The 17,671-nt window shown below is 50.9% G+C and carries 14 protein-coding genes and 2 tRNA genes; 12 read left to right on the top strand and 4 right to left on the bottom strand.

Annotation, left to right across the window (positions count from 1 at the left end; genetic code table 11):
* Positions 1-50: 50 nt before the first annotated feature.
* The 7 genes from KK078_RS07685 to KK078_RS30630 all read left to right on the top strand — a co-directional run bounded on the left by KK078_RS07685 (position 51) and on the right by KK078_RS30630 (position 5,388).
* Positions 51-139: transfer RNA gene (locus KK078_RS07685), tRNA-Ser, on the top strand.
* A 35-nt stretch (positions 140-174) separates the two neighbouring features.
* Positions 175-525 carry a four helix bundle protein gene (locus tag KK078_RS07690; RefSeq protein ID WP_254089668.1) on the top strand — a complete coding sequence of 117 codons (351 nt, stop codon included), beginning with the start codon at positions 175-177 and terminating at the stop codon, positions 523-525.
* Positions 526-538: 13 nt separating this feature from the next.
* Positions 539-612, top strand: a tRNA-Arg gene (locus KK078_RS07695).
* A gap of 192 nt (positions 613-804) precedes the next feature.
* Positions 805-2,088: an AAA family ATPase gene (locus KK078_RS07700; RefSeq protein ID WP_254089669.1), complete on the top strand. Its 1,284-nt coding sequence runs from the start codon at positions 805-807 to the stop codon at positions 2,086-2,088.
* Positions 2,069-2,959 carry an HNH endonuclease gene (locus KK078_RS07705; RefSeq protein WP_254089670.1) on the top strand — a complete coding sequence of 297 codons (891 nt, stop codon included), beginning with the start codon at positions 2,069-2,071 and terminating at the stop codon, positions 2,957-2,959. The genes KK078_RS07700 and KK078_RS07705 overlap by 20 nt, the downstream gene beginning before the upstream one ends.
* A gap of 653 nt (positions 2,960-3,612) precedes the next feature.
* Complete coding sequence (locus tag KK078_RS07710; RefSeq protein WP_254089671.1) at positions 3,613-4,515, top strand: sensor histidine kinase; 903 nt, start codon at positions 3,613-3,615, stop codon at positions 4,513-4,515.
* Between the two features lie 222 nt (positions 4,516-4,737).
* A complete protein-coding gene (locus KK078_RS30630; protein ID WP_254089672.1) occupies positions 4,738-5,388 on the top strand; it encodes a LytR/AlgR family response regulator transcription factor in 651 nt (216 codons plus the stop codon).
* Positions 5,389-5,494: 106 nt separating this feature from the next.
* Here KK078_RS30630 and KK078_RS07720 read toward each other — a convergent pair whose 3' ends face one another.
* Both KK078_RS07720 and KK078_RS07725 read right to left on the bottom strand, forming a co-directional pair.
* On the bottom strand, positions 5,495-6,853 hold the full coding sequence (locus KK078_RS07720) for a HAMP domain-containing sensor histidine kinase (protein WP_254089673.1): 1,359 nt from the start codon (positions 6,851-6,853) through the stop codon (positions 5,495-5,497).
* Positions 6,850-7,533, bottom strand: a complete 684-nt coding sequence (locus KK078_RS07725) for a response regulator transcription factor (protein WP_254089674.1) — start codon at positions 7,531-7,533, stop codon at positions 6,850-6,852. Before KK078_RS07725 ends, KK078_RS07720 begins: the two co-directional genes overlap by 4 nt.
* Positions 7,534-7,962: 429 nt before the next feature.
* On the opposite strand from KK078_RS07725, the gene KK078_RS07730 reads away from it, so the two are divergent.
* From KK078_RS07730 to KK078_RS07745, 4 genes are all read left to right on the top strand, one after another.
* Positions 7,963-9,333: a TolC family protein gene (locus tag KK078_RS07730; protein ID WP_262898616.1), complete on the top strand. Its 1,371-nt coding sequence runs from the start codon at positions 7,963-7,965 to the stop codon at positions 9,331-9,333.
* 6 nt (positions 9,334-9,339) lie between these two features.
* Positions 9,340-12,507 (top strand): efflux RND transporter permease subunit, encoded by a 3,168-nt coding sequence (locus tag KK078_RS07735; RefSeq protein WP_254089676.1) that lies wholly within the window; start codon positions 9,340-9,342, stop codon positions 12,505-12,507.
* Between the two features lie 3 nt (positions 12,508-12,510).
* The gene (locus KK078_RS07740; RefSeq protein WP_254089677.1) at positions 12,511-13,584 is read left to right on the top strand and encodes an efflux RND transporter periplasmic adaptor subunit; all 1,074 of its coding nucleotides are present in this window, start codon (positions 12,511-12,513) and stop codon (positions 13,582-13,584) included.
* A gap of 62 nt (positions 13,585-13,646) precedes the next feature.
* Positions 13,647-14,078, top strand: a complete 432-nt coding sequence (locus KK078_RS07745; RefSeq protein WP_254089678.1) for a response regulator — start codon at positions 13,647-13,649, stop codon at positions 14,076-14,078.
* A gap of 235 nt (positions 14,079-14,313) precedes the next feature.
* Here the strand turns inward: KK078_RS07745 and KK078_RS07750 are convergent, their stop codons facing one another.
* Positions 14,314-15,693, bottom strand: a complete 1,380-nt coding sequence (locus KK078_RS07750) for a hypothetical protein (RefSeq protein ID WP_254089679.1) — start codon at positions 15,691-15,693, stop codon at positions 14,314-14,316.
* Positions 15,694-15,731: 38 nt separating this feature from the next.
* A complete protein-coding gene (locus KK078_RS07755) occupies positions 15,732-16,334 on the bottom strand; it encodes a YceI family protein (protein ID WP_254089680.1) in 603 nt (200 codons plus the stop codon).
* Positions 16,335-16,621: 287 nt separating this feature from the next.
* Here KK078_RS07755 and KK078_RS07760 point away from each other — a divergent pair, with 287 nt between their 5' ends.
* The gene (locus KK078_RS07760) at positions 16,622-17,611 is read left to right on the top strand and encodes a 2-hydroxyacid dehydrogenase (protein WP_254089681.1); all 990 of its coding nucleotides are present in this window, start codon (positions 16,622-16,624) and stop codon (positions 17,609-17,611) included.
* The last annotated feature ends 60 nt before the right edge of the window (positions 17,612-17,671 follow it).

Consider the following 17,671-nt stretch of genomic DNA (forward strand, 5'->3'; position numbering starts at 1 on the left):
ACCTGCCTACCGGCAGACAGGCCCGCAAGCGCAAAGAGGACACATAACACGGAGAGGTGGGTGAGTGGCTGAAACCAGCAGTTTGCTAAACTGCCGTACTGGGCAACCGGTACCGGGGGTTCGAATCCCCCTCTCTCCGCTCGTGGTTGGGATAACGATTAAGCCAGCGCCGCCATGTTTGATTTTGAGAAATTAGAGGTCTACCAGATCGCCAAAACGCTGGTGACGGATTCACTGAAGATCGTTTTCTCAAGCGAGAAGATGGATCCCTACATCAAGGACCAGTGGCGAAAAGCCTGCATGGACATCCTTCTCAACCTGGCCGAAGGCACCGGCCGCATGACAACGGCCGACAAAAAGCATTACATTACCATTGCGCGCAGCGCCGTGTTTGAATGCGTGGCCATTCTGCAAGTGCTGGGCGAGCTGGGCATGATCCCCCTGGCGCAAGCGCAAGACCTGTACGAGCGGTACGAGAAAGTATCGAAGATGCTGCTCGGCATGTACAGAAGCCACACGGAATAACAAAACATATCCAGGCCCGATAGCTCAACTGGATAGAGCATCAGCCTTCTAAGCTGACGGTTCGGGGTTCGAGTCCCTGTCGGGTCACTGAAAGCCTTCCAATCGACGATTGAAAGGCTTTTTTGCGTTGTTTCCGGCGATTCAAACCGTCGATCCAACATGCGAACAAGTCATGGGAAAACAAAACCGTTATTTTTGTTATTCTAAAAAGAGCATCTTCCATACATTGCACACTGAGCATAACATAGTCAACTTAAGAAGCCAAACCGATTCGAGGTCATGTATATAAAAGAAGTTGAGATTAAAAATATACGTTCCATTAAAGACTTCAAGATGGAGTTTCCACAATATGCAGGCTGGCATGTTTTGATTGGAGACAACGGCGCCGGAAAATCAAGCATCATAAGATCAATTGCATTAGCGCTGGTCGGTCCGGAGGAAGCTCTTGGACTACGAGCTGATTGGCGCGACTGGCTTAATCATCAGGAAGCTGAGGGACGAATATCGCTTTCGTTAGCGAACGGAGAAGAAGATAAGCAGAGTGGTAGGAGCGCGCAATTAAGGAATTTTTATATACCGAACGAAATATCTTTTCACCGAATCAACGATCAGGTTACGTTTTCAAGTAATAAAGGTAAGGGAAGCCCGAATCCAATGCGGTATAATTGGGGATACGGAGCTGGATGGTTTTCCGTCGCATACGGCCCCTATCGTCGTTTTGCCGGGGGAAATCCGGAATGGACAAAAGTATTTTATTCGCAGCCGAAGTTGGGCGCTCATTTATCCGCGTTTGGAGAAGATATCGCCTTGACCGAAGCCACCGAATGGCTGGTAAAACTCAACTACCAAATCCTGGAAGGAAAGGAACCCAGTGATTTACTGGACAATATTAAACGACTCATTAACTCGGTTGATTTTCTTCCCCATAAGGCTGAGATAGAAAGCATCAGCTCAGATGGTGTTACTTTTAAAGACGGTAACGGCTCGCTTATCAATGTCAATCAGTTAAGCGACGGATATCGTTCCGTCTTAAGCTTAACCTTTGAACTTATCAGGCAACTTGTCAGGGTATACGGATCCGATGCTGTTTTTAAAGATATTAAAGACGGAGACTTACAAGACATGAGAATAAACCTTCCCGGTGTTGTGCTCATCGATGAGGTTGATGCCCACCTGCACCCTACCTGGCAGACAAGAATCGGGCAATGGTTCACTAAATATTTTCCCAACATCCAGTTCATCGTTACAACGCATAGCCCGCTAATTTGTCGCGCCAGTGATAAGGGTACGATCTGGCGACTTGCCGCACCTGGAAACGAAGAGGCCCCAAAAGAAGTCACCGGCGACGACCGGAATCGGCTGATTTACGGCAACGTGCTGGACGCATATGGGACTGAAATTTTTGGCTCGGATGTAAGCATCAGCTTGGAAGCCGTGGAAAAAAAAGAAGAACTCGTCACATTGAGTAAAAAGAAAACGGCAGGCGTCATTACATCCGATGAAGAAGGTAAATTAAACGAACTTCGAAAAACGTTTTCTACAGATGATCCAGTTGACCTCTAAAAACATCTCCCTCTCGTCTCTTGCGCATTTGTCTGCCGTTACCCAAACAATTATGCAGGGCGCATCTTTTGAAGACCAAGTCCAAAAAGCAAAATCCAAATGGAACAACAAAGGATCAGGCCTCGGACAAGGCGCATTTGCGGACATAAAAAAGACACTCCTTGAAATGTGCGTGGGCGTTGAAATCTGCGCCTACTGTGAGCAAAATGAAGCTACCGATATCGAACATATTTTCCCCAAAAGGCTTTATCCTGAAAAAGCCTTCTCCTGGGAGAATTATATTTTCGCCTGTAGTAAATGTAATACGCACCACAAATCCGACAAATTCAAGATCTTTGATCCCAAAAACTCAGTTATCGAAACAGATATAACACCTAAAAGAGGAACATTTACAAAACCCCCGACAGAAGACTCACTATTCATTAATCAGCGTATAGAAGATCCAATGGACTTCTTCGAACTCGATCTGGTCAATCAGCAGTTCATCTTCACAGAAAAACACCCTCCAGGAACAAGAAACTATCTTAAAGCCAAGTTCACGAAAGAAGTACTGGGCCTAAACACAAGGGCTACGCTTATTGAGAGCAGAAAAAAAGCTGTAATGTTTTACATCTCTCGTCTGGAGAAATTTGTGAAGGCCAGCGCAACGACAACGCACGAAGAACTAAGTAATTCAATTAACGACGATTGGAAAAGTGTCGACCATGCAAAGGACTTTGTTCAGGAAAAGACCAGAATATTGTCATCCATTAAGAAAGACATTCTTGAGTATTCCCATCCCACCGTCTGGAAAGAACTAATTAGGCAAAGAGCTAATCTACCAAAAACGAACAATCTCTTACTTCAAGCCCCCGAGGCGTTGACCTGGTAGACTACCTTCACACCTCACTTTCGAAACTCCTCAAAACGCAAGCAGAACCTTCACGCCACGCGTTGCCGGACAGGCTTTAGGGAGATAAGCAAGACGACTGCGTCGAGCGCTGCCCGCTTTATGCCCGAATTCACAGCCGGGCCCGTCACCCTCACAATGCCATTACCCACCGGCGACGGCTTCCTGTAAATTCGTGCAGGTTGAGCTCACATCAAATCAGATCATTACCATTAACTTACGACTGAAGAATATGTCTCCGTATAACCTGCCTCTCACGTTTCTATTTCTATCGCACGGTATCGTTGGCTGGGCGCAACAGCGCAACCACCCGGCCCCGAGTGTCGTTGCTATCTCCGACAACGGGCGCCTCACAGGCAAAGCCGCCACCGAAGAATGGAATAATCATTCTGTATATCAGACAGTCGCTGGATTCGTGACAATACTCCCGGGCTAGCGGGGCGTCAACGCTTGATTATTACGGCTATCATATACCCGACTCTCTGAAATCGCCGGAAAAGCATTTTCTGGAGCGGGGCGTCGCCCGGCAGGTTTACCTGAAAGTCGGCCAGGAGTTTTGTGTGGAAACCAAAAATGCGGGTGGCAAAGCAGAGCGGGTGCTGAGTGCCAGAAGGGTCCGGCGTGTGCCAAACATTTTGGTCGGATATCGCCCGAACGGAGCTTCCAGCAAACTGGTATTTGCCAACAACGCCGACACTACCCAAAGGCTGCAACTGCGGCCCGACGACATCGTGTTCGTAGAAGCCAAAGCAACAAGCGACTTTCGTGAATCCGATATTGAATTTTCGCTCATAAATTTAGAGACGAAGCAAATCGAACATCATAGCGAAAACTTCGATACGGCCGATCTCGCGCTGAAAGCCGGGACCGAATATCAGCTTCGTTTCAGCTATCTCCTTCAGCCTGAAAGTGTGGCGGTTTACTACATCCGGGTGAACCCCAGATGGTATAGCAGACCGATCACGTATGTGGTTCTTGGGATAATCCTGGTCGGCGCCGCGTTCTGGTTCGTGACGGGTGGACTGAAACAAAAAATCAGGTCCTTTCAGAAAAAACATCAAAAGCTGGAAGATGCCGCTATCCGGCTACAGGCTATGCTCAATCCGCACTTCACCTTCAACGCGCTAAGCTCTATTCAGGGACTGATGAATACCGGTCGCGTGGAAGAAGCGAACCACTACCTCCAGGAGTTCAGCGGGCTGTTACGAAAGACGCTAACCACCAACCAACGCGTCTTCAATACGCTGGACCGGGAGCTTGACATGATGGGCATGTATCTGCGATTGGAGGCCCTGCGATTCAACTTCTCGTGGCATCTGCACGTTGCCGAGGGGCTCGACACCGCTACGATCGAAATCCCCACCCTTATCCTGCAACCCCTTATCGAAAATTCGATCAAGCACGGCATTTCCCGTCTCGCCGATAAGGGCGAATTGTACATCTTGTGCAAACCCGGCGCCGAAACGAATAGCCTCGTCATTACAATCAAAGACAACGGCACCTGCAGCACAACGAATCGGGATATGGATTATCTTTAACGGAAGAACGGCTGCGTGCAATCAACAAACTGAAAAAAGAGCAACGCATCGAGCTCACATTCAGCAAACACGAGGGTACCGAAGCAATCTTAACGTTTCACCACTGGCTTAATACATAAATGATACGCGCGATATTGGTAGACGACGAACCGATCAACATCCGGAACCTGGAAGCTTTTACTCGCACAATACTGCTCGGCAATAGAGCTTGCAGGCACCGCAGTGACCGCCGATGAGGCCCGGGAAAAGATCATCCGTTTGAATCCGGATGTCGTTTTCCTGGATATCCCGATGCCTGGCAAAAACGGGTTCGATCCGCTGAAGTCACTGCACGAACCGAGCTTTGAAGTTGTCTTTGTAACGGCGTACGACGCGTATGGCGTCATGGCGGTAAAATTCTCAGCCCTCGATTATCTTCTCAAGCCGATCGACATCAACGAATTAAAAGCCACCGTCGTGAAGCTGGAGCGATCCCTGGCAATGAAAAAACAAAATATCCGGCTTGCTAATCTGCTCCATACGCTCGAAAGCCGTCATGCCGGCGGCAACACCAAAATAGCGCTGCCCACCCAAAAAGAAACATACTTAGTACCGGTAAAGGACATCGTGCGATGTGAGTCTTCGAATAACTACACCACATTCTTTCTCACCGATGGCAGTGATCGCTTAATTTCCCGCCCCTTGTACGAGTACGAAGAGCTCCTGACGCCATACGATTTTATTCGCTGCCATCAGTCGCACCTGGTCAATACGCTGCATGTAACCAGCATCTTAAATGAAGACTCCGGATACCTTATCATGAACCATGGCGCGCAGCGCGTGCCGATATCGAAACAAAAAAAAAGCTATGTTAAATCCCGTCTGACATTATAACTGCATCTGCAATGACCGTTCGCATTTGATTTAGCCGAGACTATTAAATTGGGGAGAAATGACGCTTTAACCGAACTACACCGTCAGCGCGCCCGCGTTATCGATATTACATGTCCGGAAACTTAACAACAAAAGTCGTCATAGCGCCGACCGAATGAACCGACAAGGCACCGCCGTGTAATTTTATAATCTCGTTTGCCAACGACAAACCAATGCCGTTCCCACGGATCGCTTTACTATTGGACCCGCGAAAAAACGGTGCCAATATCCTGTCAAGATCTTCAGGAGAAATGACACCTTTATTTTCAAACGCTATACTCAGGCTTTCCGTTGATCGCCCCAGCCGTACAGCAACCCGACGGTCGGGCGAATACTTGCAGGCATTGTCCATGAGGTTCAGAAATACCACTTTTAACAACGCCCCATCGCCGTTTACCGATAACTCTTCCTCCTGCAGATTGATATCGAAGTCGATGACAATGTCATAACCTGTATTGGCCTTGTCCAGATCCATTTTCGCGTCCCACAAAGCCTGATCTACACGCGTCGCGGTGAAGCCGCGGTTCGACTGCCGCGCCGTGGCCTGTGCCAGTAATAGCAACTGGCTGGACAAAGCGCTGAGACGCTTCGAGCTCGCCAGCACGGATGTCAGTATCTCGTAATTCTTGTCGTCTTCACCGGTTTGCATCAGCGCCGTCTCTATCTCTGCTGAGATGACCGCGATCGGCGTTCGCAGCTCGTGCGAGGCGTTGGAGATAAAGGTCCGCTGCGATATAAACGAATCGCGCAGACGGTCGAGCATGCGGTTAAACGTCTGCGATAGCTTATCGATCTCATCTTGCTGCTTGCCTTCGTTTAAGCGATAGGAAAGATCCGCACCTGACATATTCTCTACGTCATGGATAACACGGGTAATCGGTCTCAACACCTTTCCCGCATAGATCCATCCCAGTAAAAGCACAAAGCCGATGCTGACGAGAAATACAAATACCAGGATATCAAACAGCGAGATCAGCGCTTCACGGCCAAATACATCACGTGCCGCTGCGAGCACATAGAATTTCCCGGAGGCAGATGCAGACAATATCCCGATTACATCCTGTTCGCCGGAGCTGTAGCGAAGATCGCTGTCCGCAGTAATTTTCCGGAGAAGACTGCTATCCAGGTCAAACGTTGCCTTTGGCCGGCTGTTGTAAACAAGTTCATACCGATCGTTAAATACCAGTATGTGCTGCCCGGGCAAGTCCGCCGGATTGCCGTCCTCCATGAGCCTGAGTAGCTTGACCCCCTCCTCTCCCCTGTGCATAAGCAACCCGGCCGTGCTCAACGCGCGACGCCTCAGGCGGCGATGAAAGTCTTCATGACGAAAATTGTCGAAAAAGAAATAGATCGACACCGTCACTACCAGCAAGATGACGGTCACAATCAGAAGAAACGTAAGGGTAAGCCGCGACCGGATCTTCATTGGTCTCTCTGCAGGATGTAACCCAGGCCCTTGCGGGTGTGAATGAGCTTCGAGTCGAAATCCCGATCTACTTTCTTGCGCAGAATATTCAGATATACTTCTACGACATTGGTCGAGCTATCCGACTGCAGACCCCACACTTTGGCAGCCAGTTCCGAACGCGTTATAATTCGTCCTTTGTTCAACATGAAGTACTCGAGCAGCTGAAATTCCTTAGCGGTCAGGGCGATGTCACGGCCATCCCGCACCGCCACCTTTCTGCTCGTATCGAGCTTCAGATCCTCGTACTGCATAAGCACGCTGTCGGGTGCCTGATACGCTTTGGCGCGGCGTATCAGCGCACGGATCCGCGCAATAAGCTCGGCAAACTCGAACGGCTTCAACAAGTAATCGTCCGCACCCGATTCGAGGCCGATCACTTTATCTTCCGTCGTGCCCAGAGCGGTCAACATGAGGATAGGCGTCAGCGGCTTGGCACCTTTGATGGCACGGCACAGGGCAAGGCCGCTCATGCCGGGTAACACTACGTCCAGCACAACAGAATCGTAGTCGTATTGAAAGGCAAACTTCAAGCCCATCTCGCCGTCGTAGGCGACATCCACCATATAGTGGTTCTCTTCCAGGACCTTTTTAATCGATCTGCAAAGTCTCTCTTCATCCTCAACAACTAATATCCTCATATGATCGGTGCGGCACCCCAATCTGGGCATCGTCTTAATGATTTTTTAATCGTACACTCAGGCAACTTTAATCACTCGATTTAGTACCTGATCACTAACGAAATTGCGAACATTGTAATATCCATACGAAAATACAAAATCATCCGAAAGGCGAGCAGTGAGCGTTGAAATTATCATCATTCGAAAAAACATTTCTGAACAGAAGTTGCGCTACGCTATAGAATTTCTTTCAAGCCGCGTAAGCGTTCAGGACGAAAGAATTATGATCACACCCGCCACGGGAAAGATGATCGAATTCCTTCACTTCCTCCGGGACAATAACATTCCCTATGAAACGTCCACCGCCGGCCAGCCTGGGCGCCCTTCCCGATAGTGTGTATCGCTGCGTGTGAAAGATCTTGTGTGTCGGGTATATATTTAACAACAATCATGTTACGAAATCTTCTTTCTGTTTTTCTGGTTTTAGTCCTGACAACCGGCGTTTTCGCGCAGGTTGTCCCTTTAAAGACGTTGCTATCCCGCACACTGCGACATGCACCCTCCTTGCACACAGATTCCGCCGCGGTAACAATCGCCAACAGCCGTGAACAGGCATTTTACAATGTCGGACTGCCCAATCTCAGACTCAACTACCAGTCCAATCTAGGCACCAACAACAATCTTCCCGGCGGATATTTCTCGTTCGGCATCGTACCCGGCAACTCCCGCGTACGCCAAGCGGAGAACACCTCTACCGTGCTGAGTACGCTCGGCATTGTAGCGTTCGATTGGGAACTGTACAACTTCGGCGGTTTCGGTGCTGCAAAGCATGTGGCGCAGGCTGACGTGCAGACCGAACAAGCACGGTACGAGCAAAGCAAGTATGAAATACAGGCAAAGGCTATTTACTACTATTTCAATCTCCTGATGCTGCGTGACCTGGAAAAATTCCAATGGCGGAATATCAAACGCAATCAGGAGATTTATCGCTCCATACATTCACTCGCCAAAAGCGGTATCATTGCAGGTGTTGATACGAGCACCGCCAAAGCAGAGCTCTCCCGCGCACGGCAGCGCTACTATGAGCTGGTCGGACAGTATAAAAAAACGCAACTGCACCTGGCAAATATGAGTGGCCTGGAGGCCGATCGCATCGAGCCCGACACGACCTATGTCTCGCGCATGCTGGCGATTCCCAAACCGGCAACTGTCCGGCAGGCCGATACGGCTTTGCATCCATTATTGCGGTACTACTCCGCGCGATTGCTCGCCAGCAATCTTCAAGAGACATTTATTCGAAAGAGCTATCATCCGAAGCTCTCCCTTCAAGCCGCGCTTTGGGGACGCGGCGCGAGTGTCGACGCTTCCGACAACTTCAACGCGCTCCATAACGGGTTCGACCTCAGCCGATCGAATTACCTGGTCGGTCTCGGGGTATCGTACAATGTATCCGACCTCTGGCGTAAGCATCTCCAGCTCGGCGTTCAACGCGCGGCTTCCCGGCAGGCGCAGGCGCGATTGTCAGAACGACGGTCGATGCTCGACCTCGACTTGAAACAGTCGGTGCTGGAGCTGGAAGTAGCGCGACAGCGCCTGGAGGAAATTCCTGAACAGCTCGGTGCGGCCCAGGCCGCGTACCGCCAGAAGTTTTCCTTATATAAGAACGGCCTATCGAATCTCGTGGACCTTAACGCGGCGCTTTTTGCATTGTACCGCGCAGAAACAGACCTGGTTAACGCACGCTATGCTTTCTGTGAAGCCATTTTCAAACGGGCGGTGATTGAGAATCGTGTAGATGAGATTTTAAACCTGTTAAACTAGCATAGTATGTCTTTGACTTCGTCGGCCCTCAGGAGGCCTATCACGACCATCGTGCTTACAGCAAGTCTGATGTTGTTTTCGGTACTCGCGGCAATCAAGATTCCCATTGATATTTTTCCGCAGCTCAACATGCCCACCATCTATGTCATCGAGTCCTATGGCGGCATGTCGGCACAGCAGATGGAGGGATTCTTCTCTACGCGATTGCAAGATCAATTCCTTTACGTCAACGGTATCCGTAACATCACCGCAAAGAACATTCAGGGCTTGACATTACTCAAACTTTCCTTCTATGAGGACACCGATATGGCCGAGGCCTCAGCGCAGGTAGCCCTGCAGGTGAACCGTGCCATGAAATTCTTCCCTCCCGGTGCATTGCCGCCGCAGGTAATTCGCTTTGACGCATCTTCGCTTCCCATCGGCCAGCTGGTGATCTCGTCGAAGTCGCGAAGCCTGAAAGAGATCTACGATATCGCCGCCACACGCGTTCGCCCCGCTTTTGCGAGTATTCCCGGGCTGTCAGCGCCCCCACCGTTTGGCGCAAACTCGAGAGCCATTACGGTCAACGTCGATCCGGCCAGGCTCCGCAGTTACAACCTCACCCCCGACGACGTCGTCAATGCTTTGGCCAGTTTCAACGTCATGTCGCCGTCCGGCAATTTGCGTCTTGACAATACGATGTTTCTTACCACCATCAACACGCTCATCAAGACCGTCGAAGAATTTGGGGAGGTGCCCATCACCACTAAAAACGGCGTGTCGGTATTGGTGAAGGATGTTGCCCGTGTGGCAGATGCCGCCGACGTAACGGTAGACTATGCGCTGATCAACGGCAAACGCGCGGTGTACATCCCCGTCGTCAAGACAGCAGACGCCTCAACCTGGCAGGTCGTGCAAACACTCAAGAAAAAACTGCCGGACATGCAAAGCCTGTTGCCCGATGACGTCGTGCTGTCGTACGAGTTCGATCAATCCGTATTCGTCATCAACGCCGTGAAAAGCCTTATTACTGAAGGCGCGCTCGGCGCCATACTGACGGGCCTCATGGTATTGCTCTTCCTTCGCGACGTTCGCAGCAGCCTGATCGTAGTAGTGACGATCCCGATCTCTATCCTTTCGGGCGTATTCCTATTGAGCCTATTCGGCCACACCATCAATATTATGACGTTAAGCGGCCTGGCACTGGCCATCGGTATCCTGGTGGACCAGGCTACGGTAACGATCGAGAACATTCACCAACACCTCGAGATGGGCAAGGACAAAAAGCAGGCAATCTTCGATGCTTGCCAGGAGGTAGCCTTCCCATTACTGCTAATCCTCCTGTGCATCCTTGCCGTGTTTGCCCCATCCTTCCTGATGCAAGGTGTGCCCAAAGCTATGTTTCTCCCGCTCTCCCTATCCATCGGCTTGACGATGATCGTGTCCTACGTTGCCGCGCTTACGGTGGTGCCGATCCTATCCAACTGGTTTATCAAACATAAACACAACCACCCCGAAACAGCGGTGGTCGAGCGTGTGTCGTTCTTTGATCGCATCAAAACCTGGTTTACCAGAACACTGGAGATCAATATGCCGCGAACACGGCTTTTGGTGATCCTCTATTTTGTCGGTGTGATCGCCATTGCGGCCGCGGGGTTCCTGATCATCGGAAAGGACATGATGCCGAAAACAAACGTCGGTCAGTTTCAAATTCGTTTCAAAGAACCCGACGGCACCAGACTGGAACGCACGGAAGAAAAGGTGCGGCGTGTGCTTCATATCATCGACACCACCGTGGCACACAACGTCGCGATTTCTTCTGCATATATAGGGTTGATTCCAAGCAGTTATGGCACGAGCAACCTGTATGTCTTTAATACCGGCACGCACGAGGCCGTGATCCAGGTCAACCTGCATGAAGATTACAAAGTAAACATGGATGATCTCAAAGAGGCCCTGCGAAAGAACATCCGATATCACATGCCGGAAGCCCGATTGAGCTTTGAACCCATCGATCTGACTGAAAAAATTATGAGTCAGGGCGCCTCCACGCCGATCGAGGTGCGGGTAGCGGGCAAAGACATGAAAGAAATCGAAGGCTATGCAAGCAAACTGGTGACTGCCATGAAAAAGATCCCGGAATTGCGCGATGTCCAGATTGCACAGCCTCTTCACTTTCCTGTCATTTCCATTTCGATCGATCGCCTCCGGGCCGCTCAACTGGGGCTCGACGTAACCGATATTGCCCGCTCTGTTACAGCAAGTACTTCGTCGAGCCGCTTTACGCAGAAGAATCAATGGCTGGACGAAGCCAAGGCCTATACCTACCAGGTTCAGGTACAAATTCCCGAACACGTCATGAATACCATGGATGAGCTGCGGGAAATTCCGCTCATCCGCGGTCAAAGCTCACCGGTGCTCGGCGACATCGCCAGCTTCAAAACAGACTACGTTCCCGGAGAATACGATCGAAGCGGACCGCGAAGGTTCCTGACCGTCGGCGCGAACATTCATCATAAAGACCTGGGCTATGCAACGGATGCTGTAGAAGCCGTTATCCGGAAAATGGGCACACCGCCCAAAGGCATGGTGGTAGAAGTAAAAGGCATGAGCAGTCTGCTGCGCGAAACGCTCGACAGCCTGCAAAACGGTTTGATCCTGGCCGTGGTGGTTATACTGCTGTTGCTCGCCGCAAACTACCAGTCGGTCAAACTTGCGTTGACGGTCATCAGCACGGTACCCGCCGTGGTGGCGGGCGCGCTGCTGTTGCTCCTGGCAACAGGATCCACGTTGAATCTGCAGTCTTATATGGGAATGATCATGTCGATCGGCGTGTCGGTCGCAAATGCAATCCTGATTGTGACCAACGCCGAAACAATTCGTCTGCAAGACGGCCGGTCGGAGTTTGCCGCGGTATCGGCAGCATCCCTCCGCCTCCGTCCGATTCTGATGACCAGCCTTGCCATGATCGCCGGCATGGTTCCCATGGCCGCGGGCATGGGCGAAGCCGGCGAACAATCAGCTCCGCTCGGGCGGGCCGTGATCGGCGGACTGCTTGCCTCCACGCTGTCGGCGTTATTTATCCTGCCACACGTATTTGCATGGGTGCAACGTCGCGCCAGTCGTGCCCCCGTTTCGCTGATGCCCTCGCCGAAGGTAGAAAGCCTTGAAAAAGAACCTCAACTTCAACATTGAACAATGAAACGTCTGTTAATCATAATCACCCTGGCAGCTTCGCTGACCGCCTGTACAAAAAATCAAAAACCCGTCGATGTGACCAGGCAGCCGCAGCACAAAGACAGCCGGTACGAACTCGGAAAAGTCGTGGAAAAGGGACTGGCTGCCCATGTGCGCATACCCGGGCAGCTAAAGCCGTTTGAAGAGGTAACCATTTTTTCCAAAGTAAACGGCTTTGTAAAGACACTCCATGTGGACCGCGGAGACGTCGTGCGGCAGGGAGACATCCTCATTACGCTCGAAGCACTCGAGCTGGAATCCCAGTATCAGGCGGCCAGCTCCAAATATATTCAGGCGCAGGAAAATGCAGCCGCCAGCAAAGAACGCTACAGACGTCTGCGCGAGGCCGCCCGTGATTCAGGCGCCGTGGCGCCGATCGATCTCGACAACGCATCGTCGCGGATGCGTGCCGACGAAGCCACCGTCCTGGCCGAAAAATCGAACATGGAGTCCATGAAGAATGTAAAGGAGTATCTCACGATCCGCGCTCCGTTCAGCGGCGTAATCGTTCAACGCAATATCTCTGTAGGCGCGCTCGTAGGCCCCGCCAACGATAAACCCATGGTCGTATTACAATACCTGGACAAGCTTCGGCTGGAGGTTTATATCCCGGAAGCATATGTCGACAAGGTCGATCTCAACCGTCCCGTGTCTTTCGAGTTTACGGCCTGGCCTGGCAAAGAACATACCGCAACGATTAGCCGTTCCGCCAACGCACTGTCCAGCCTACGTTCGGAAGCCGTCGAAATAGATGTAAACAACAAAAATAAAGATCTTAAACCGGGTATGTATGCAGAGGTAAAGATTCCGTTACTGTCGAGCGCCAAGTCTTTACTGGTACCTAATAACGCGATTGTCCGGTCCACAGAAAAACAATTTATCATCAAAGTGGACGAAGGCAAAGCGAAGATTATCACCATCCGCGAGGGATTAAAAACGAACGACTCGACAGAAGTCTTCGGGAAACTGACGGGTGGCGACGAGATCATATTGCATGCCACCGACGAGATTGCAGAAGGCACGGCCGTAAAGTAGTAGTCACCAGCGGCACTGCCGCTCTGAGCGGAAACTGTTGCTCCTCACCAACGGACAAACCTATGAAACGGAAAGATAAAAAATCAATCGGTACGGGAAGATCGTTTCTGTTTATCAATTCCAATCCCGTGCAGCAATTCATCTTTATTGAAGCAATTGCTGCGATCGCCCCAACGACACAACTGTTCCTGGCAGAGGACGCCATGGAAGCTCTGGACGTTATGGTAGAGAAGGGATTAATCCCCGACATCATCATGATCGAATTCAAAATGAAAAGGATCAACGCATTAACGTTCCTCCGGGAGATCAAAAAGATCTGCTCGCTGCAAAACGTACCGGTTATAGTTCATTCACGGCGACCGGCAACCCGTCACATAGATGAGCTAAAGGCACTCGGAGCACACGGTCTCTATTTTAAGTCGTACGATTACAAAGGCGTTTGCAATGTGATTAACATCTTCGTGCAAGAAAGATTCAGCATTTGCCTGAACTAGCAGAGCAACATGCCTGCCACGATCATCGCAACAGTCACCGACAGAGATATCACCGGAACGAGGAAATATCTAAAGAGGCAGAGGGTAAATACAGTATGTAAAAAGGGTGTAAGAATATGATATTCCTACACCCTCGGCTGCAACACGCCAGCGCCTATCGGCAGGTAAGCCGAATCCGCGTGCTCGAAAGATTTCGGCCGGCGACCGGTCCTGTCAGGACAACCGGTATTCTTTTTTAGAACGCGATCGTTCCCTGGAGTACGAAGCCGTCAAACTTGCCGCCTTGCAGGATATCGCCTGCCGGATAGTCTTTGTATTTCTGCGTAACATACTCCCCTTTCAACAGGATGTTGCGGGTGATAAACCAACCACCTCCGAACGCTGTGCGTTCCTGTGATACGTCCGCACGGGTACCTTGCGATATACCGCCTGCTGCCGTGGTGTTTGTCGCGGTGCCGAATACCTGCGTACCACTCACCTTATTATAGCGTGCACCGACATAGAACTTCTCTTCTTTACCGAAGCGGTAAAGCAGGTCGACAGCCACCTGGTCGAATTTACGTTTTTCGAGCTTGTTGAATTTAGGGGCATCACTCACGGAAGCGGCGTATTGTATTTCACCGTTCTCTACAGCGGAGTTACCTTCCGCAAACTCCACCGTTCCGAATAATTCCAATCCATGGAATTGAACAAAGGGGTTTATGACAAAGGTCGATACATCGTCGGTGAAACTGGGGCTGAGACGTCCCGAAAAGGCGTTCGCCGTTACGGTAGCCGCGGCCGGTTCCATCACAAACTGGTAGTTCGAGCCGGTACGGTCACCACGGAACAGTGTGCCGTTTATAGAGCTGGACTTTTGCAGGTAGGAACCTGTCAGGCGTACGCGGGTCCCTTCCGCCAGCACTTTGTCGAAGCCGATCTTACCATATACCGAGGGACTGCGTTTATTCTGTGCCGTTACACTGCCCTGGATCTCGCCGTTGGTCATACCGCCCATCAGCAGGACGCCGTTCTTTTGCCAGTAGAGCTCCGCACCGATTTCGGTGGCAAAGGCATCCATCACGTTGTTTTCGATGAAAGGGTTCCAGAAGGCGTTACCGCCATCGCTGCGACGGAAGTGTGCGTCGCCATAGTTCACTTCCATGTGACCGATCTTCAACGTCAGGTTCTTCCAGAGGTTGTTCAACAGCTCACTGTTCATGAAACCCACTTTGTCGATTTGGAAGTACCCCGCCTTCACCCACATTTCATTGTGGTGGTGAGAGGACATATAGGAGATCAGGTTGACGCGTACGCCGTCGGCTAACTGAAAGTCGAGGTTCAGGTTGGCCTGCGCAAGCGGGAAGCCGTTGCCCAGGTCGTACAACGGCACACCACTGTCGTTACTGTGGCTGAGCGACTGAAAGCTTTGTGTAAAGTTACCGCCCACGCGCAGCTTGAGGCCGTCGTAAACGATCGTGTCGTTCTTGGAGGTTTCAAATACATTCACACCGCGTTGATCATACGGGCGGAAGTATTGAATGTGATTCTGTGCGGCGGCAGCCTGCACCATCAGGATGAGCAGGAACAGGCCGGAGAGTTTTCCGAAGAGGCCTGTGTGGCTGAGATTTTTCATAAAGGTTATTATTTAAAGGTGATAGTGGGATTACAGAATTAGCGTGAAGCAGAGGGACCTTGCGAAAGCACGAGGTTCACGGTTACGGTCACCTCGTCACCGACCTTGATCGTCCCCATCATCGCGGTCGGTGGTTTCATATTGAAGTCGGTCATTTTAAGCTTCCGGGAGATGGACACCTCCATGTCGCCGTTGGCCAGGGGCTTGCCCTTAGCCTCGACGACCACGGGCTTTGTCGTGCCGGCCATCGTGAGATTGCCCGCCACGCTGATTGTCGTGTTCCGGGCCGCATCCACGGTGATCCGGGCGTGCGAAGCGGTATAGATGATGTAGGGATGTTCGTCGGACTTAAACGCTTCATACGTTTTGTTGTCCATCATCCTGCCCTCCGAACTTTTAATACCCGCGACCGGGATCCTGACGCTGATATCTTCGATATTCCGGAGCAGGTTGCTTTCCGATTGAAAATTACCCAGGCAGGTGATCCTGGTAATCTCAGATTCCCATTCATGCAAGGTAGACGTACCTTGTATGGAAGCTTTCACAGACTTCACAACAAGCGTATTTTGTGCGCATAGCGGATAATACAGTAAGATCGCCAACAGCACCAGGGGGGTGATAATCGAGTGTTTTGCGTTCATAGCGATGTGCGTTAAATGTGATGCTAAAGTATAGCGGATCGCCAACGGCACGGCTGACGTGCGTCGGCAGGCTCGATGATTTTCGCCACCGGGAGATACTGACAATAGTCAGGATGGTGTGTATTTTTGTAGCATGCCGGGCCTCTTGCGCCAAGATGAACCTGAAATCGATGAACAAGGCACCAACGGACCGACGACAGGAATCTGGAAACCCGGTTTGCAAACGGCCATTCGAGTGATCCGAAGGCGGAAAATAGTTACCTTTCATAAACAAACGATCGACCGCAATGAAAGTAGCAGTATATAGCTTCAATAACTTTGAAAAGCGTTACCTGGAGGAAGCGAACAAGAGCAAACATGTATTGCAGTTGATCCCGGTGAATTTGCGCAAAGACACGCTGGGTATGTGTGCCGGCGCAGAGGGGATATCGTTGTTTGTAAACGACGACGCCTCCGCGCCGGTATTGGAAGCTTTAAAAGCGGCGGGTGTCAAATTTATAGCACTCCGCTCGGCCGGATACAATCATGTCGATCTTGCCGCCGCGAAAAAACTCGGCCTGAAAGTAGCGCATGTACCGGAGTATTCGCCCTATGCCGTGGCGGAACACACCATTGCATTGATCCTGGCATTAAACCGAAAGCTCATCCGTGCGCACAACCGCATCATGGATCTCAACTTTTCACTGGACGGACTCACGGGTTTTGATCTTTACGGAAAAACTGTGGGTATCATCGGTATGGGAAAAATCGGTCGGGTCGTGGCCCGAATCATGAAAGGCTTCGGTTGCAAGCTATTGGCTTTCGATATTGCGACCGACAAACAACTGTCGGAAACACTCGATCTGGAGTTTACCGATCTGGATTCGCTCTGCAGACGTTCGGATATCATTACGCTGCACACCCCGCTGGTGGAGAGCACGCGCTACCTTATCAGGAAGGAACGGATAGAAAAAATGAAAGACGGGGTAATGCTGATCAACACCAGCCGCGGTGGGCTGGTGAATACCCGCGACGTGATTGACGCTTTGAAGAAAGGCAAGATCGGCTATCTCGGGCTGGATGTATATGAAGAGGAAAAAGGCCTTTTTTTCGAAGATCATTCCGAAGATATCTTACAGGATGACACGATCGCACGTCTCCTGACCTTTAAAAACGTACTCATTACCAGCCACCAGGCATTCCTGACGCACGAGGCACTGCAAAAGATCTCCGAGACCACCATTCACAATCTGGATTGCTGGCAGAACGGAATAAAGAGCGAGTTTGAGCTTGCATGACTGCCGTTTCTCTCGTCCGCGCAGATCCCGTTGTTCAACCGGCCGGGTGCAAAAGAGCCT

The organism is Dawidia soli, from assembly GCF_018598185.1.
Lineage (GTDB): Bacteria > Bacteroidota > Bacteroidia > Cytophagales > Cyclobacteriaceae > Ohtaekwangia > Ohtaekwangia soli.

What these genes read in the sequence shown, in the direction of transcription:
- KK078_RS07730 (WP_262898616.1), top strand. Translation starts at nt 7,963, where the DNA reads ATGTTACGAAATCTTCTTTCTGTTTTTCTGGTTTTAGTCCTGACAACC.
- KK078_RS07700 (WP_254089669.1), top strand. Translation starts at nt 805, where the DNA reads ATGTATATAAAAGAAGTTGAGATTAAAAATATACGTTCCATTAAAGAC.
- KK078_RS07745 (WP_254089678.1), top strand. Translation starts at nt 13,647, where the DNA reads ATGAAACGGAAAGATAAAAAATCAATCGGTACGGGAAGATCGTTTCTG.
- KK078_RS07720 (WP_254089673.1), bottom strand. Translation starts at nt 6,853, where the DNA reads ATGAAGATCCGGTCGCGGCTTACCCTTACGTTTCTTCTGATTGTGACC.
- KK078_RS07755 (WP_254089680.1), bottom strand. Translation starts at nt 16,334, where the DNA reads ATGAACGCAAAACACTCGATTATCACCCCCCTGGTGCTGTTGGCGATC.
- KK078_RS07735 (WP_254089676.1), top strand. Translation starts at nt 9,340, where the DNA reads ATGTCTTTGACTTCGTCGGCCCTCAGGAGGCCTATCACGACCATCGTG.
- KK078_RS07705 (WP_254089670.1), top strand. Translation starts at nt 2,069, where the DNA reads ATGATCCAGTTGACCTCTAAAAACATCTCCCTCTCGTCTCTTGCGCAT.
- KK078_RS07740 (WP_254089677.1), top strand. Translation starts at nt 12,511, where the DNA reads ATGAAACGTCTGTTAATCATAATCACCCTGGCAGCTTCGCTGACCGCC.
- KK078_RS07760 (WP_254089681.1), top strand. Translation starts at nt 16,622, where the DNA reads ATGAAAGTAGCAGTATATAGCTTCAATAACTTTGAAAAGCGTTACCTG.
- KK078_RS07725 (WP_254089674.1), bottom strand. Translation starts at nt 7,533, where the DNA reads ATGAGGATATTAGTTGTTGAGGATGAAGAGAGACTTTGCAGATCGATT.
- KK078_RS07690 (WP_254089668.1), top strand. Translation starts at nt 175, where the DNA reads ATGTTTGATTTTGAGAAATTAGAGGTCTACCAGATCGCCAAAACGCTG.
- KK078_RS07750 (WP_254089679.1), bottom strand. Translation starts at nt 15,693, where the DNA reads ATGAAAAATCTCAGCCACACAGGCCTCTTCGGAAAACTCTCCGGCCTG.